At 37.1% G+C, this 16,798-nt stretch carries 14 protein-coding genes; 12 read left to right on the plus strand and 2 right to left on the minus strand.

Annotated features, from left to right (window positions below):
- Window positions 1-55: 55 nt before the first annotated feature.
- Window positions 56-949 (minus strand): 4-hydroxy-tetrahydrodipicolinate synthase, encoded by an 894-nt coding sequence (gene dapA / locus FHX64_RS04140; protein ID WP_246392292.1) that lies wholly within the window; start codon window positions 947-949, stop codon window positions 56-58.
- A gap of 357 nt (window positions 950-1,306) precedes the next feature.
- Here dapA and FHX64_RS04145 point away from each other — a divergent pair, with 357 nt between their 5' ends.
- The 8 genes from FHX64_RS04145 to FHX64_RS04180 all read left to right on the plus strand — a co-directional run bounded on the left by FHX64_RS04145 (window position 1,307) and on the right by FHX64_RS04180 (window position 10,325).
- Window positions 1,307-2,137: an IS5 family transposase gene (locus FHX64_RS04145; RefSeq protein WP_183411862.1), complete on the plus strand. Its 831-nt coding sequence runs from the start codon at window positions 1,307-1,309 to the stop codon at window positions 2,135-2,137.
- A 75-nt stretch (window positions 2,138-2,212) separates the two neighbouring features.
- A complete protein-coding gene (gene cysS / locus FHX64_RS04150; protein WP_183412560.1) occupies window positions 2,213-3,682 on the plus strand; it encodes a cysteine--tRNA ligase in 1,470 nt (489 codons plus the stop codon).
- Between the two features lie 225 nt (window positions 3,683-3,907).
- Window positions 3,908-4,579, plus strand: coding sequence for a type IX secretion system protein PorG (gene porG, locus FHX64_RS04155; RefSeq protein ID WP_183412561.1), 672 nt, complete (start codon window positions 3,908-3,910; stop codon window positions 4,577-4,579).
- A gap of 9 nt (window positions 4,580-4,588) precedes the next feature.
- Complete coding sequence (uppS, locus tag FHX64_RS04160) at window positions 4,589-5,341, plus strand: undecaprenyl pyrophosphate synthase (RefSeq protein ID WP_183412562.1); 753 nt, start codon at window positions 4,589-4,591, stop codon at window positions 5,339-5,341.
- A 44-nt stretch (window positions 5,342-5,385) separates the two neighbouring features.
- Window positions 5,386-8,013 (plus strand): outer membrane protein assembly factor BamA, encoded by a 2,628-nt coding sequence (gene bamA / locus FHX64_RS04165; protein ID WP_183412563.1) that lies wholly within the window; start codon window positions 5,386-5,388, stop codon window positions 8,011-8,013.
- Between the two features lie 2 nt (window positions 8,014-8,015).
- Window positions 8,016-8,543: an OmpH/Skp family outer membrane protein gene (locus FHX64_RS04170; RefSeq protein WP_183412564.1), complete on the plus strand. Its 528-nt coding sequence runs from the start codon at window positions 8,016-8,018 to the stop codon at window positions 8,541-8,543.
- A 49-nt stretch (window positions 8,544-8,592) separates the two neighbouring features.
- Window positions 8,593-9,162, plus strand: a complete 570-nt coding sequence (locus tag FHX64_RS04175) for an OmpH/Skp family outer membrane protein (protein ID WP_183412565.1) — start codon at window positions 8,593-8,595, stop codon at window positions 9,160-9,162.
- A gap of 107 nt (window positions 9,163-9,269) precedes the next feature.
- On the plus strand, window positions 9,270-10,325 hold the full coding sequence (locus FHX64_RS04180; protein ID WP_183413519.1) for an IS3 family transposase: 1,056 nt from the start codon (window positions 9,270-9,272) through the stop codon (window positions 10,323-10,325).
- 55 nt (window positions 10,326-10,380) lie between these two features.
- Here FHX64_RS04180 and FHX64_RS04185 read toward each other — a convergent pair whose 3' ends face one another.
- Window positions 10,381-12,021, minus strand: coding sequence for a fumarate hydratase (locus tag FHX64_RS04185; protein ID WP_183412566.1), 1,641 nt, complete (start codon window positions 12,019-12,021; stop codon window positions 10,381-10,383).
- 343 nt (window positions 12,022-12,364) lie between these two features.
- Here FHX64_RS04185 and FHX64_RS04190 point away from each other — a divergent pair, with 343 nt between their 5' ends.
- The 4 genes from FHX64_RS04190 to ftsZ all read left to right on the plus strand — a co-directional run bounded on the left by FHX64_RS04190 (window position 12,365) and on the right by ftsZ (window position 16,798).
- Complete coding sequence (locus tag FHX64_RS04190; RefSeq protein ID WP_183413520.1) at window positions 12,365-12,937, plus strand: bifunctional nuclease family protein; 573 nt, start codon at window positions 12,365-12,367, stop codon at window positions 12,935-12,937.
- 346 nt (window positions 12,938-13,283) lie between these two features.
- Entirely contained in the window at window positions 13,284-14,042 is a 759-nt protein-coding gene (locus FHX64_RS04195; RefSeq protein WP_183412567.1) for a cell division protein FtsQ/DivIB, read from the plus strand.
- Window positions 14,043-14,095: 53 nt separating this feature from the next.
- Entirely contained in the window at window positions 14,096-15,367 is a 1,272-nt protein-coding gene (gene ftsA / locus FHX64_RS04200) for a cell division protein FtsA (protein WP_183412568.1), read from the plus strand.
- A gap of 135 nt (window positions 15,368-15,502) precedes the next feature.
- Window positions 15,503-16,798: a cell division protein FtsZ gene (ftsZ, locus tag FHX64_RS04205; protein ID WP_183412569.1), complete on the plus strand. Its 1,296-nt coding sequence runs from the start codon at window positions 15,503-15,505 to the stop codon at window positions 16,796-16,798.

The raw sequence follows: 16,798 nt of genomic DNA on the forward strand, positions 1-16,798 counted from the left end.
TTGTTTATAGGTAGATATCAATAAATAGCAGCGACACGCAATTCCATTGCCAATATCAGCATTTAATACTTAACTGGTTTAATACAGTACGAATCTTTTCAAATGTTGTAATGGTCGTCGGTACCAAAGGAAGACGCAATTTATTTTCAATCATACCCATTACAGACAACATACTTTTAACACCAGCAGGATTTCCATCGACAAATAATAGCGCAATCAACTCAGTAAAACGATGATGGATCTCACGTGCAGCATCATATTGTCCATTTAAAGCTAACCTTACCATACGGCTGAATTCATATGGGAATGCGTTACCAATAACCGAAATTACCCCTACAGCGCCCAAGGTAATTAACGGGAAAGTAATTCCATCATCACCTGATATAACTACAAAATTATCTGGTTTGTTTTTTATAATATCATCAATTTGAGAAAAAATTCCCGACGCTTCTTTAACGGCAATAATATTTTTATAATCGTTTGCTAAACGCAATGTAGTAGTAGCAGACATATTGACGCCAGTTCTCCCTGGAACGTTATATAAAATAATTGGCAAGGAAGATGCCAGAGCTATAGATCTGAAATGTTGATACAAACCTTCCTGTGACGGTTTATTATAATATGGAGTCACTGACAAAATAGCATCAATGCCTTCTAGGTTCTGATGTTGTATTTTATCAATAACAGCCCTTGTGTTATTGCCACCAATACCAAGAACAATAGGTAATCTCCCGGCATTCACTGAAACGACAAAGCGGGTAACAGCCTCTTTTTCTTCATCCGTTAATGTTGCTGTTTCAGCTGTAGTTCCACAAACGACTAAATAATCAGTACCATTTTTAATTTGATACTCAACCAAACGTTGTAAAGCATCAAAGTCAACAGATTCATCGTTCTTAAAAGGAGTAATAAGGGCTACGCCCATCCCGGTGAATGTACTTTTCGTCATACTTTTATATCAAAACAAAGTGCAAATGTACACTTTTTTTTGACTATCTAGCTTTCCAAATACAATATTTAAAGCTCTTATTCATGCAAACTGGAAGAGTATTCCTCTGTTTAATTGAGATTTTTCTCTGAAACAATAACTTCTTTGAAATTATTTGAAGGTCAAAGCAAAGCTACTACAGACACAGCCTTAGTTTCAGTAATGAAAATAATTGTACCTTTGTTGTTAAATTAATTGATACAGACTTTTGCTCATTTGAATTAAATGAATTCGTCTTGACTTTTACAAGCTTTAAATACTAAAAAAAGGGAAGAGCCGTTTTATGAAAAGCAAAACTATAAAACACCACTCTTCCCCATGTACTTAGTACTCGACAAAGATACAATAAATAAAGAAATAGTGCCATTCATCCCTGTACCCAAGAGAGGGTTCAGGACAAAGTGTGATATCGCCGAGATTGTTAACTGCATATTGTACAAATTAAAAACAGGTTGTCAATGGCATATGTTGCCCGTTAAAAGTTTATTTTCTAATGTCGTATTGCATTATAAGACTGTTTTCGGTTATTTTCGTACATGGTGTAAATCAGGAGTGTTACAACAAATCTGGTTTGGTTTATTGAATAAATACAGAGCCTCATTGGACATGTCCAGTGTTGATTTGGATGGCAGCCATACCCCCGCATTACGTGGAGGAGAACAGGTTGCTTATCAGGGTCGGAAGAAAAGGAAGACTACCAATGCTCTTTATCTTACAGACAGACAAGGTATCCCATTGGCCATATCAGACCCGATAGAAGGGAATCACAATGATTTACATCAAATTAAAGAACGTTTTACCGACATTATTGATTCGCTGAATAACTCCGATATAAGAGTTGATGGTCTTTTTCTTAATGCCGATGCAGGTTTTGACTCTGCGGAGTTCAGAGAATTCTGTTCTTCCCATGAAATAATACCCAACATCGCTATTAACTGGCGTAACGCAGCACATACGGATGATATATTCTTCGATGAATTGCTCTATCAGCAACGCTATTGCATAGAAAGAACCAATGCATGGATGGATAGTTTCAGATCTCTATTGAACAGATTTGATGTTACTTGCTCCAGTTGGCAAAGCTTTAACCTTATCGCTTTTATCGTGATACTACTTAAGAAAATTACTAAACAGAAAAAGTCAAGATGACTTCAATAAGAAGATCATCAAAGTAAACTTCAAACAAAACAAACATTTATTTCACATGTAATAAAGACAGCTCATATGGAAGATAGGTTTTTTATTTATAACACTTTAGGAAGAGAAAAACAACTTTTCCACCCTATGCATTCTCCCCATGTTGGATTATACGTCTGCGGCCCAACAGTTTATGGCGATGCTCATTTAGGACATGCTCGTCCAGCTATTACTTTTGATGTGTTATTTCGTTATCTTAGATACTTAGGCTACAAAGTAAGGTATGTAAGAAACATAACAGATGTGGGACATTTGGAGAATGATGCAGATGAAGGCGAGGATAAAATTGGGAAAAAAGCCCGTCTACAACAATTAGAGCCCATGGAAGTAGTTCAGTATTATACCAATAGATATCATGTGGCAATGAGTGCACTTAATGTGCTTCCTCCAAGCATTGAACCTCATGCATCAGGGCATATTATAGAACAAATAGAATTTGTAAAGAAAATCTTAGCCAGTGGACTAGCTTACGAAAGCGCAGGATCTGTCTATTTCGATGTTGAAAAATACAACCAGAAATATCATTATGGGAAACTATCGGGAAGAAACATTGACGAACTGATGGATGCAACCCGCAATCTTGACGGGCAACAGGAAAAACGTCGCGCAATTGACTTTGCTCTTTGGAAAAAAGCCAGTCCAGAACATTTAATGCATTGGCCATCTCCCTGGAGTGAGGGTTTCCCCGGTTGGCATCTGGAATGTTCTGCCATGGGAACTAAATATTTAGGTGAGACTTTTGACATTCATGGAGGCGGAATGGATCTAATGTTTCCTCACCATGAATGCGAAATAGCCCAATCGACAGCTGCTTTAGGACATGAGTCAGTTCATTATTGGATGCACAACAATATGATAACTATTAATGGTCAAAAAATGGGAAAATCGCTCGGGAATTTCATTACTTTAGAAGAGCTATTTTCCGGCTCGCATCCTCTTTTAAATCAAGCATTTTCGCCAATGAGTATTCGTTTCTTCATTTTGCAGGCGCATTACCGAAGCACGCTTGACTTCAGCAATGAAGCACTCCTGGCAAGCAGTAAAGGATTTTCACGTTTGATGGATGGCTACAAAAGATTACACAAACTTGAAGCCTCAGTAACTTCAACTGTTGATGTAAAAGGATTACAACAGCGATGCGAAGAAGCTATGAATGATGATTTAAATAGCCCTGTTGCCATTGCTCACTTATTTGAAGCTGTAAAAGCAATTAATTCCATATATGATGGTCATGCCTCGATCTCTCTAAATGATTTGGTAGAATTAAAAGCCACAATGAAAACATTCGTAGAAGATATTTTTGGCTTAACCTCTGATGATCTTTCCGCCGACGAATCAACAGAAGCTTATCATAAAGCAGTAGATTTGTTATTAACCCTACGATTGGAAGCAAAAGCAAAAAAAGATTGGCAAACAGCTGATAATATCCGTAATAAACTCATAGAACTTGGATTTGAAGTTAAGGATACAAAAGACGGCTTTGAATGGAAGCGCTAACTAATAAACTCCAGTATGCTAATCGACAAAAGGTCAATTGTAATGAATTCTACAAATTTGAATCAATAGAGGAATGAGTTTGTGATATTATGTTAAATAATTCTCGAAAAGAAATTGTATCTCACGGCATAGCAAGATAATTGCTACTTTTGTATCAATTTTTTGATTTGAATCCTTGTGCAAAGTGGAACAAAAAAGTTAGCAGAACTGAAAAACACAGTATAAATGGTTCAAAAAACAATTGTTTTTCTGATAGTTTTATTTACAGGCCAACTCACTGTAGCGCAAGCTTTTGAACCAACCATTGAAATTGGGCCGACTGTTGGGTCATCCTTCTATCTTGGAGATGCTAATGGCACATGGTTTAGAAACGATAAGCCTGCATGGGGTGGAGTCATACGATTCCCCTTAAATACACGCGTTGCAATAAGTTTTGAAGGGTTACGCAGTAGTATAACTGGACAATATATAAATCAATCAAATAAGACAGAACAATCATTTAAAAATTCGTATTTCTTCTCAAGTGCTCACATTGAATTTAATTTTTTTTCTTATGACCGATACAATCTAACCCTTGAAAGTTCAACCATTGATCCTTACATACTGGGTGGTGTGGGAATTGTTTCTTATTCTTACCAATCAGCCACATCAGTGTTAACTGGCGGTCTAGGAGTTAAATTCAAACTAAATAGTCGTTGGGATTTAAATTGTCAATGGACCATGAATAAAACTTTTGCAGATGATTTTGAAGGAGTAGCTCCATTAAACAATCCATATACCCTGAACAAATCTCTGTTTTTAAATAACGATTATTTTTCTGTATTATCTGTATCACTCACATTTGCCTTCTATACGAAACGTTGTTCATGCAGAACAGGATTATTAAAAGGTTTTTAGTCATTCAGAATGGAAAACTCGACACTTTATCAAATAGACAAAACCAGATTGCCGCATCATGTAGCTGTAATTATGGATGGAAATGGAAGATGGGCAACCCAAAAAGGTTTCAGTCGTATCTATGGGCATCAGCAAGCTTCTATTTCGGTAAGGGATGTAGTCGAAATCGCCTCTGAATTAGGTATCCAGTACTTAACTCTTTATACATTTTCAACTGAAAACTGGGGAAGGCCAAGTAGTGAGGTTGATGCATTAATGGAATTGCTTGCGACCTTGATAGAGCAAGAAACGCCGGCGTTACATAAAAATAACGTAAGGCTTTTAATGATCGGAGATAAAACGCGTCTATCCGAAACAGTTTGGAAAAAACTGGATGAATCCATGTCATTAACAGCAAATAACCAAGGATTAACTTTAGTATTGGCTCTCAACTATTCAGCCCGTTGGGAAATTGTGAGTGCCACTAAACAATTATGTCAGGAAGCTTTAGCAGGATCCCTATCGCCAGACTTAATAAACGATAAAGTATTTTCAAATCATTTGACTACAAAAAATATTCCTGATCCTGACTTATTGATTCGCACTAGTGGAGAGTTAAGAATAAGCAACTTTTTACTGTGGCAATTAGCCTATACTGAATTGTATTTTACAAAAACCTTATGGCCAGACTTTAGAAAGGAAGATTTCTGTAAAGCCATTTATGATTACCAAAACAGAGAGCGCAGATTTGGTAAAACCGGAGAGCAACTAAAAAATCAATGACCTCAAAAGAGATCAACAAACGCCCATTCATCTAAAAACATCTTATGTCAAAACGCACTTTTTTTACGTTACTTACTTTGTTTGTAAATATCATTGTCTTTGGCCAAACACAAGATTCAATTCCGGCTATAAAATCTGACACTGCAAAAATCAATTCCGCTCCAGTGATTCGTTATACACAGAATCCGAAAGAATACGAAATCGCAGGAATCAATGTTACAGGCTCTACAACTTATGAAAGCTATGTCATTATAGGATTTTCCGGATTAACTGTAGGCGAAAGGATTAAAATTCCGGGTGATGAAATTACGAATGCAGTCAAACGCTTCTGGAAGCAGGGTTTTTTCTCGGATGTAAAAATATTAGCATCAAAAATTGAAGGAGATAAAATATGGCTAACTATTGAATTAAAACAATTACCCCGTATTTCTCAGGTTACCTATACAGGATTGTCCAAGTCATATTTTGATGATATATCTTCAAAAATTGGCATTACGAAAGGAAATCAAATGACTCCAGATGCGCGTGACAAAGCCATAGAGATCATCAAAAAATATCTACTGGATAAAGGATTCCGATATGCAAGTGTCAACGTTGTGGAAAAAGATGATCCAGACCAAAAAGGGATGGTGCGGGTAAGCATTAACGTGGATAAAGGACCGGTTATCAAAGTCCACAAAATATACCTAGAAGGAAATAATGCGCTAACATATCACGAAGTAGTTGGGGCAATGAAAAAAACAAACGAGCCTACTCTTTTGAATCTTTTCAAAACAAAGAAATTTGTTGATGCTAATTTTGAAGCCGATAAAAAGCTTATAGTGAAACGATATAATGACAAAGGATTTCGCGACGCTGCTGTTGTCTGGGATAGCATAGCAAATGTCGGCAACAATAAAGTAGACGTTTATATTAAGGTACATGAAGGGCAACGCTATTATATCCGTTCCATTTCATGGGTTGGAAATACAGTATATCCTTCCGAATATTTAAGCATGGTGCTTGGCATAAAGCCAGGCGATATCTACAATGCTAAATTATTGGATGATCGTTTGAATACTGATGACGACGCAATTGCCAAACTATACAAAAACAAAGGATATTTGTTTATGAGCGTAGATCCTATTGAAGTAAATACCTCGAATGACTCAATTGACTTTGAAATGCACATATACGAAGGAAAGCCGGCTACTGTAAATAATGTGACAATTAGCGGCAATACCCATGTGTATGAAAATGTAATTCGGCGTGAAATGTTTGTTCGTCCTGGTCAATTATATAATGAATCCGATATTACCCGAACAATGAGACAATTAGCACAAATGGGTAATTTTGAACAAGAAAAGCTAACTCCTGATATTCAGCCTAATCCAGACGATGGAACTGTTGATATCAGTTGGCCTTTGGTGTCAAAATCCAACGATCAAATTGAATTTTCGGCTGGATGGGGACAAACGGGGATTGTCGGAAGCTTATCATTGAAATTCAGCAATTTCGCTATTCAAAATTTATTTAAGCCATCCACTTATCGATTTGTACCGGAAGGAGAAGGTCAAACATTTGCTATCTCAGCACAAACAAATGGAAGCTATTATCAAGCATATAGCGTTAATTTTGTAGAACCTTGGTTAGGAGGCAAGCGACCAAATTCACTTTCAGTTTCAGCATATTACTCAATTCAAACAGGAGTAAGTAGCAACTATTCAAATTATCTAAATAGCTATTATAACAGTTATTATGCAAGTTCGATGTATGGAGGAAGTCCTTATAGCTCAAGCGCTTTGAGCTATCAAGCAGATCCGACAAAATACATTCACACATTTGGGTTATCCGCCAGTTGGGGCAAACGTTTAAAATGGCCGGATGATTATTTCCAACTAAATCTTGGCCTCGAGTACCAACATTATTCACTGAGTAATTGGGATTATTTCATAATGCAAAATGGAACGTCAAATTTGGCTAGTCTTGATGTCGTTTTAAGCCGCAATTCAATAGACAATCCTATTTACACACGTTCCGGCTCCACATTTTCATTATCCGGACAGTTCACTCCACCCTATTCTTTGTTTTCACCACACAAAGATTATGCAAATATGACGGATGCACAGGCTTATAAATGGGTTGAGTTTTATAAAATCAAATTTGCCTCTAAAGTATTCGTTCCGCTGACAGCTTCAGAACATCCTTTTGTTCTTATGGCACGCGCTGAATATGGCTTTTTGGGATATTACAATAAAAACTTACAGTCTCCATTCGAAACATTCTATATGGGAGGAGATGGAATGAGCGGATACACGACTTATGGAACAGAAACCATTGGGTTGAGAGGTTATGAAAATGGCTCATTGACCCCCATCTCTACCTATAGAGGGCAAACCGGACAAATGGGTTATGTATATTCCCGTGTCGGTGCTGAAATACACTATCCGCTTCTTTTGCAACAATCGACCAATATTTATGCCTTGGCATTTTTCGATGCAGGAAACTGCTGGAGCTCATTTAATCAGTTTAATCCATTCGATTTGAAACGTTCTGCAGGCGTAGGGGTTAGAATATTCTTGCCTATGTTTGGCCTTTTGGGTATTGACTGGGGATATGGGTTTGATCCGATTAATGGGAGCAAACAATATAGTGGAAGTCATTTTCACTTTGTCATCGGTCAAGAATTTTAGAGATGAAAACCATAATCAGAACAACAGTTATTTTTTTGGGGCTGTGTATTGTATCCATTGGAACAACTCAGGCACAAAAATTTGCTGTAGTTGATATGGAATATATAATGAAGCATATACCTGCATATGAAGCAGCAAATGATCAATTAAATGCACTTTCGAAGCAATGGCAGGCAGAAATAGACACGGCAAATCAAAATGCTCAGAATAAGTATAAAACCTTTCAGGCAGAGATTGTATTTCTATCGCCAGAAATGAAAACAAAACGCGAAAATGAAATTGCTTCCGAAGAAAAAATGGTACAAGATTTGAAAATACACTTCTTTGGCCCAAACGGAGAACTATTTCAAAAACGAGAAAGTTTAATCAAACCAATTCAGGATGAAATTTATAATGCAATTCAGGCAATTTCTTCCGATCGTGGTTATCAATTAATTCTGGATAAATCATCGGCGACCAATATTATCTTTGTCTCTCCAAAGCTTGATATTAGCGACGATATATTAGCTAAACTTGGATATTCAAAATAAATACGTACATTTGTCACTCAGTTTTTAATCCCTAAAAAATCAATTCGTCATGTTTAAGAAAATTTTAGTGTTGGCTTTACTTTTTGCCCCCATCACGTTATTTGCACAATACAAATTTGGGCATTTGGACACACAAGAGATCTTCAATGCTATGCCTGAAGCAGCAACTGTAAATAAGACGTTGCAAGATCTGGCAACTACTTATCAGAAACAGCTTACCGAAATGCAAAATGAATACAATCGGCAAGTAAAACAATTTGTTGATCAAAGGGATAGTTTACCTGCAGCAATTCAACAAGCCCGTCAAAGTGAAATCGCTGACATGGAACAACGTATTAACACTTTGAATCAAACAGCTAAAAATGATATACAAAAGAAACAACAGGAACTGATTCAACCTATTGTTGATAAAATTAAAAAGGCTATCGAAGAAGTAGGAAAAGAAAATGGATTCACCTATATTTTCGACATGCAAGTCCCTTCTATTGTCTATCAATCCGATCAAAGTATTGATGTAACTCCATTAGTTCTAAAACAATTAGGAATTACCCCTGGAGCCACATCCGCTGCAGCTCCTGCACCTGCAACAGCTCCAGCGACAAAGAAGAAAACAAAATAAAGTGGTTGTCACAACACAATAAAAAAGGCGTTGGAAAATTCCAACGCCTTTTTTATTGTGTGCTTTTGTCTCGTCCTGAAATAGCGTTACACAAAAAGCGTAAAATAATGGGAGGAATTAAGAATCAGTATGTAAAGCGCACTCAAAAGGATTATAGCATGTCCTTAAAATTATCGATTATTTCAGAGATAGAACGAGGAGACATCTCAGTCACATCAGCTACGAAGAAATATGGTATACAGGGAAGATCCACAGTAGTTGGTTGGCTCAGAAAATATGGTACCTTTGATTGGGAAAATCAAACGCCGGGTAATATACCAAAAAGTAAAGATCAAAAGATCAAGGTGTTAGAAAAGCAAAAAGCATTTTTAGAAAAACAGGCAGAGCAAGTATTAGCTATGGTTCGTTCCATACGGAAGAATATGCCCCGAATAGGATTCAGGAAGTTATATTATCTTCTTTATGACCGACTTAAAGATCTACATGTTGGCCGTGACAAGTTTCTATCTATACTAAAGGCTAATCAGATGTTGATTAAACCAAAGAGAAATTATCGTATAACCACAGACTCCCACCATCGTTTTAGAAAGCACAAGAATTTGGTGGCAGATATAGAACTGACCCATCCCGAACAGGTTTGGGTATCGGATATAACTTACATCGGGGGCAGGAATAGGAACTGCTATCTGGCATTAGTTACAGATGCATATTCCAAAAAGATCATGGGTTATGATGTTTCTAATAGCTTGTCCACAGAAAGTTTTTTAAGAGCTTTAAACATGGCCATTAGACAAAAGAGATATAAAAACAAACTGATCCACCATTCGGATAGAGGATTACAGTATTGCAGTAACGATTATCAAAATGTATTGAAAAAGAAAAAGATTATACCAAGTATGACTGAGCATTATGACCCTTATGCCAATGCGATAGCTGAAAGGGTAAATGGGATATTAAAACAGGAGTTTTTTCTGGAGGATTATCCGGTAGATATCAAAACAATGAAATTGTTGGTAGAAGATGCTGTTCATATTTACAATACACAAAGGCCACACTGGTCTTGTTACATGAAAACACCTGAACGGATGCACTGCCAAAAAGAGATAAAAATTAGAAATTATAAAAAGCAAAACCTTATCAAGGCTAGCCTTGATAAGGTTTGATAAAAAGAGTATTTTTGTTCATTAAACCTGTAACGGTTTTTTAGGACTAGTCACTTTATTTTACCGAAATAGTAGAACGAATCTGCTTAAAAAAATCATTCCCTTTATCATCAACCAAAATAAATGCAGGAAAATCGACAACTTCTATTTTCCAAATGGCTTCCATTCCCAATTCAGGATATTCAAGGCATTCTATATGTTTAATATTTTCCTTAGCAAGAATGGCAGCAGGGCCTCCAATAGAACCTAAATAAAAACCACCATGTTTTTTGCAGGCATCCGTCACTTCCTGACTACGGTTTCCCTTGGCAATCATGATCATACTACCGCCCTTTTTCTGAAATAAATCAACATATCCATCCATCCTTCCGGCTGTCGTAGGCCCCATGGACCCACATGCCATACCCGCCGGAGTTTTAGCCGGGCCAGCGTAATACACTGGATGTTCTTTTAAATATTGAGGCAAATCTTCGCCTCGGTCTAAACGCTCTTTTAATTTTGCATGTGCAATATCACGTGCCACTACAATGGTTCCGGTCAAGGACAAGAAGGTGGAAACTGGATAACCTGAAAGTTCTGCTAAAACTTCTTTCATTGGACGATTTAAATTAATTGGCACGCCTTGAAGCTTGCTATCTCCACTTCGAAAAGCTTCAGAAATCAATCTTCCTGGGTTTGCATCCATTTCTTCCAACCAAATTCCATCTTTATTGATTTTGGCTTTAATGTTACGATCTGCACTACAAGAGACCCCCATACCTACAGGACAGGATGCGCCATGGCGCGGCAACCGAACAACCCGAATATCGTGAGCATAATATTTACCTCCAAACTGAGCTCCCAATCCAATACGTTGAGCGGCTTTAAGAAGTTTAGCCTCTAATTCAAGATCTCTGAAAGCCTGGCCATATTCATTACCTTGCATAGGTAGTTCATCCAAATATTTTGCAGAAGCCAGTTTGACAGTTTTCAAACAAGTCTCAGCAGACGTGCCCCCAATCACAAAAGCTATATGATAAGGAGGGCAAGCAGCAGTCCCTAAAGTTTTCATTTTTTCGATTAGAAAATTTTCCAAAGTAGCCGGATTCAACAAAGCTTTTGTTTCCTGATATAAATAAGTTTTATTAGCTGATCCACCTCCTTTTGCCATAAATAAAAATGAGTATTCCATACCTTTAGTGGCATAAATATCAATCTGAGCAGGCAAATTACATCCACTGTTTTTTTCAGTATACATATCCAACGCAACTGTCTGAGAATAGCGCAAATTCTCTTTGGTATAAGTCTCGTAAATTCCCTTCGACAAAGCTTCTTCGTCTTTACAGCCTGTCCATATCTGCTGGCCTTTTTTGGCAATTACAATTGCAGTGCCGGTATCTTGGCAAAATGGGAGTTGGCCTTCAGCAGCAACTTCAGCATTCAAAAGCATTGTCAAAGCTACAGCCCTATCATTCTGACTTGCCTCAGGATCCGAGAGAATTGCCTGAACTTGCTCATTATGTGCAGGTCTTAATTTAAACGACACTTCCCGCAATGCTGTTCTAGCCAATAAAGTAAGCGCGTCCGGTTCTATTTTCAACATCTCATGCCCTTCAAAATTACTAACGGACACATGTTCTTTGGTCAACAAAGTGTATTGGGTTTTATCCTTCCCCAATGGAAACGGTTCTTGATAGAAAAAATCTGGATTCGACATAATAAATTGATGTATAATAATTTATTCAAAAAACAGAGCAATTATACGAGCCTCTTTTAACGCTTCAAAGATAAAAAACTTTTACCACAAAAACCCCTGATTAATGAAAAAAATATTTAATAGAGAAACGGCGTATAATATCAATTTGAAACATTGGGTAAACCATAGATATACGCATCGTCCTTCTTACAATATAAAATCAAATCAGTAGTTGATAAGCAATTCATTTACATAAAGGTCTAACAAATTAGGCACTAAAGTCTCAAAATCGTCCTAAAAAAACACGATTTATTATCCAACTTTAGAAAAATGAATATACATTTGCTTTATAATAGATGAAAATATGAATAGCAGAGTAAAAATATCGATCCAGGGACTTATCAGTAGTAAAACAACCGTTAGAACGTTTGCCTTACTTTTGGGTGAAGAAACGGGAACACGTCGTGTTACCATCATCATCGGACCTATGGAAGCAGAATCGATCGCTTTAAAACTTCAGGAGATTACTCCACCACGACCATTGACACACGACTTGATGCTCAATGCTTTAGAAATGTTTAACATTCAGCTTTCCGAAGTATATATTCATCGCTTTGAAAATGGCATTTTTTATTCCGAGCTTCTGCTATTAGGAAACGAACACTCTGAAGTGGTAGATGCACGAACTTCTGATGCAATTGCCTTGGCAGTAAGAACTGGTTGCCCGATTTATATGGACAAAGCTATTTTTGATGAATTCGCCATTGAGATGGAAGAAACAACAGTTGAGAACGAGGAAAACGACAAAGAGGACAACGAAAATCCGCCTACATTAGAAGAACTACAAGAGCAACTCAAACAAGCAATTGAAAACGAACAATATGAAGAAGCAGCACGCTTACGCGATTTAATCAGTTCTCGCTCTACAAACAAATAGTTTTTCGGATTTGTAGTAAACTACACTCTGAAACGTATAGGCCTATAATCTGTGCGTACCTCAATAAAAACCATACCCTCCCCGACTTTTATATTTACAGCTTTTTTTATCAATAATCCATTTGATCAAAATAGTTTTTCTATCTTTGTCTATAAAATAAGGGGGCTATTAAATAATTGTTTTTCATGCAAGATGCAGTTTGTTTAGCCAGTGCATTATATTGTGTTAATGGATAATGCTCGAAAATCCCGAGAAAATCATCTGCCTTTTTCAAAGGAAATGTAACGTGATCTTTTTATAAAAACAGAAAAACAAACAACAACCCTGAAAGAAGACATATTTGTGAATGAAATTTTCTTGGAAAATAATCGGAATTATAATAGGCTGTTTAGCAGTTACTTCGTATATTATTGCTATAACGGTAATTTTTTCAGGAAAATCAGCTAAAGAAATTTGTCGTGGAGTAAATATTGTTGTAACTGACAGTGCTTCTGCAAATTTCGTAACATCTTATGAAATCAGGCAATTATTGAAAGAAAGCGGAATTTCTATGAAAGGTGTTATCATGGACAGGCTACATTTATCACAGATCAACCGTTTACTTTCAAACAATTCTTATATTAATCAAGTAGAATGTTACAAAACTCTTGACAACAAAATAAATATAAGAGTATCCCAACGCGAACCTATTGCTGAAGTTATGGGGATAACAAATTATTATATTGATAATAAATTAAATAAGCTGCCTGTTTTGAGAGGTAAACCAGCATTTGTTCCAATCATTTCGGGAGCTGTAAGTGATACATTTTTGCAACGGGATCTGTTCCCTTTTATACAATTCATACATCAACATACATTTTGGAATGCACAAATAGAACAAATTTATCTTCCAAGTGATTCTATTGTTCAATTAGTTCCACGTCTGGGTGATTGTATTATAAACTTAGGCACAATTGACCGATATGAGCAAAAAATGAACAAGTTAATGGCTTTGTATCAACATGCATTAAATCAAGTAGGGTGGAACCGATATTCATATATTGATTTACAATATACGAATCGGGTTATATGCACCAAACGTAACCTAGAACAACAGAGCAAATAAGCTCTAAAATTACACATTAGGACTCTCACAAACTGATAAACTGATTATTCACAATGGACGCGACAAACACATATATAGCTCTATCCATAGGAAGTGCATACATCACTGCAGTAGCGGCACAAGTCAATGACGAAAGTCAAATCCGTATCCTAGCATCTGAAAGAAGACCTTCTGAAGGCATTCGTCATGGAGAGATTCTTAATCCCAGTGCCACAGGTTTTGTAGTCAAAAACACGCTTGAATTATTGGAGAATCGGATTAAAGAAAAGATTGCACGCGTTTATGTCGGTATTAATGGACGTTCCCTGAAAACTTTCAATACAACTCTTGAACGTGAATTTCCACAACAAAAAAATATTCAAGCGTTTGTACTTGAAGATATGTATCAGGAAATTAATCAGGCTCAACTTGAAGAAGGAAAGATTTACGACATTTTTCAACAAGAAACTCTTATTGACGGAGAACCAGAAATGAATCCTGTCGGATGCAATTGTTTATCTATTGCTTCAAACTTTCGCGTAGTTGTTGGGAAGCCCGAATTAGGAGAAAACGTCAATAGATGTTTTGACCGAACAGGGTATACAACAGTGGAGACTCCTCTGCAAATTATAAAAACCGCACAGGCGATGCTTTCCCCTATTGAGCGCGAACAAGGATGTGTGTTGGTGGATTTTGGAGCAAGCTGCACATCCATCGTTGTATATCACCATAACCTGATGCGTTATTTATGGGTGCTCCCTTTGGGTGGAAATAACCTTACCCGGGATCTCATGTCATTGGGCGTATCAGAAGAAATCGCCGAAGAATTGAAAATACGTTTTGGAAATGCTATTTCAAAATCTGTTAATGCGACACAACGTGTAAATGTACGTTCAGAAGCCGATGAAACGACCATTCTGAAACTCCCTCTTCAAACCATAGCCATGGTAACCGAAGCACGCGCAACAGAAATAGTAGATGCAGTCTGGAAAGCCATTCAACGTTCCGGAGTTTCAAATGATTTAGGAGCTGGCATTATACTTGCCGGCAATGCAGCCAAGTTACAAAACTTAGATCAATTGTTGCAACAACAAACCAATTTACCTGTTCGATTTGGATCCCACAGTCGTTTTCTGGCTGATGGTACACATCCGCAATATCATGACATTTCATATGCACCGATTATTGGGTTATTGCTTACTGCCAATCAGGATTGCCTCTACAAAGTTACTACACAAGAATCATCTGAAGTAAATGAACCAAAAATTAAACGGAAAAATCCATTTTCCAAAATTGGGAATAAGTTGGCAGATAGTTTAGTAGATCTTTTCAAAAACGAATCATAAAGAATTTAATATAAATAACATAAAGTCTTCCAACGATGAATTATCCAAGCATTACAACACATTGACAAAAGGAGACACGAACAATAACAAAACAAAGAGCTAGAAATTAACAAATTATTTTTCGATTGAAATACTATGGGACCAGACAACGAATTTATCGACTTCGTTCTTCCGATGGAAAGCACATCTATCATAAAAGTAATTGGCGTAGGTGGAGGCGGAAGCAATGCAGTAAATCATATGTTTCATCGTGGTATCACTGATGTCACATTTGTGGTATGTAACACAGACAATCAAGCATTACAAAAATCACCAGTTCCAATTAAAATTCAATTAGGTGCCCAAACCACAGAAGGATTAGGAGCCGGTGGCCGCCCTGAACGCGCTCGAGAAGCTGCGTTAGAATCAATTGAAGAAATTGAACAAGTGCTTAAAGCAAATACCAAGATGGTATTTATTACTGCTGGTATGGGTGGTGGTACAGGAACCGGTGCTGCACCTGTAGTAGCAAAAGTCGCTAAAGAATTGGGCATTCTCACAGTTGGGATTGTTACCATTCCTTTTGCGTTTGAAGGAAAGAAAAAAATAGCACAAGCGCTGGATGGTGTCGACGAAATGGCAAAATATGTAGATGCATTATTGGTCATCAACAATGAAAAGCTCAGTCTCATCTACCCTGACCTTGAACTTCCAAATGCTTTTGCTCGAGCTGACGATGTTTTAACTAATGCGGCCAAAGGCATTGCAGAAATCATAACGGTTCCCGGCTACATCAATGTTGACTTTGCCGATGTTTATACCATTATGAAAGATGGTGGTGTTGCTATTATGAACACAGGATATGCAGAAGGTGAAAACAGGGTAACTAAGGCGATTGAAGATGCTTTACATTCTCCATTATTGAATAACAGCGACATTCAAGGAGCCAAGAAAATTTTGTTAAATGTCTACTGCTCAACAACCGATCCTGTAAAAATGGAAGAAGTGTCTGAAATCAACCGGTTTATGGAAACAACTGGTTCTGACATTGAAGTAATTTGGGGGGCAAGTTTCGAAGATGGACTAGAAGAAAAAGTAAAAATAACCATCATTGCAACAGGATTCGATATTGATCAAATACCCGATATGATTGGTGACAAAAACATTGAAGAGCTGAAGATTACCAAGAAGTCTCCAGCAAGGCAACCCCTCATAACCGAAGTCGATCAGGATATTACCTTCACCATTGAATCACCACAGCCAATAACATCTAAACCGGCTAGTCCAACGCAAACAGTAGCACAACAACCGGTAATCGAAAAATTTTATGGAAATAAAACTTTTTCGCAACGTAAGCCTCAACTTAGTTTTCAATTAGAAGACATGGATGATGATGAAACACTTTCAAAGATCGAAAATATTCCGGCTTACAAACGCAAACAAGAAAAATAA

The sequence above is a fragment of the Microbacter margulisiae genome (assembly GCF_014192515.1).
Lineage (GTDB): Bacteria > Bacteroidota > Bacteroidia > Bacteroidales > Paludibacteraceae > Microbacter > Microbacter margulisiae.

Bases quoted from the DNA above. Each gene is read 5' to 3' on its own strand.
- dapA (WP_246392292.1), bottom strand. From the start codon at position 949: ATGACGAAAAGTACATTCACCGGGATGGGCGTAGCCCTTATTACTCCT.
- FHX64_RS04145 (WP_183411862.1), top strand. From the start codon at position 1,307: ATGTACTTAGTACTCGACAAAGATACAATAAATAAAGAAATAGTGCCA.
- cysS (WP_183412560.1), top strand. From the start codon at position 2,213: ATGGAAGATAGGTTTTTTATTTATAACACTTTAGGAAGAGAAAAACAA.
- porG (WP_183412561.1), top strand. From the start codon at position 3,908: ATGGTTCAAAAAACAATTGTTTTTCTGATAGTTTTATTTACAGGCCAA.
- uppS (WP_183412562.1), top strand. From the start codon at position 4,589: ATGGAAAACTCGACACTTTATCAAATAGACAAAACCAGATTGCCGCAT.
- bamA (WP_183412563.1), top strand. From the start codon at position 5,386: ATGTCAAAACGCACTTTTTTTACGTTACTTACTTTGTTTGTAAATATC.
- FHX64_RS04170 (WP_183412564.1), top strand. From the start codon at position 8,016: ATGAAAACCATAATCAGAACAACAGTTATTTTTTTGGGGCTGTGTATT.
- FHX64_RS04175 (WP_183412565.1), top strand. From the start codon at position 8,593: ATGTTTAAGAAAATTTTAGTGTTGGCTTTACTTTTTGCCCCCATCACG.
- FHX64_RS04180 (WP_183413519.1), top strand. From the start codon at position 9,270: ATGGGAGGAATTAAGAATCAGTATGTAAAGCGCACTCAAAAGGATTAT.
- FHX64_RS04185 (WP_183412566.1), bottom strand. From the start codon at position 12,021: ATGTCGAATCCAGATTTTTTCTATCAAGAACCGTTTCCATTGGGGAAG.
- FHX64_RS04190 (WP_183413520.1), top strand. From the start codon at position 12,365: ATGAATAGCAGAGTAAAAATATCGATCCAGGGACTTATCAGTAGTAAA.
- FHX64_RS04195 (WP_183412567.1), top strand. From the start codon at position 13,284: ATGAAATTTTCTTGGAAAATAATCGGAATTATAATAGGCTGTTTAGCA.
- ftsA (WP_183412568.1), top strand. From the start codon at position 14,096: ATGGACGCGACAAACACATATATAGCTCTATCCATAGGAAGTGCATAC.
- ftsZ (WP_183412569.1), top strand. From the start codon at position 15,503: ATGGGACCAGACAACGAATTTATCGACTTCGTTCTTCCGATGGAAAGC.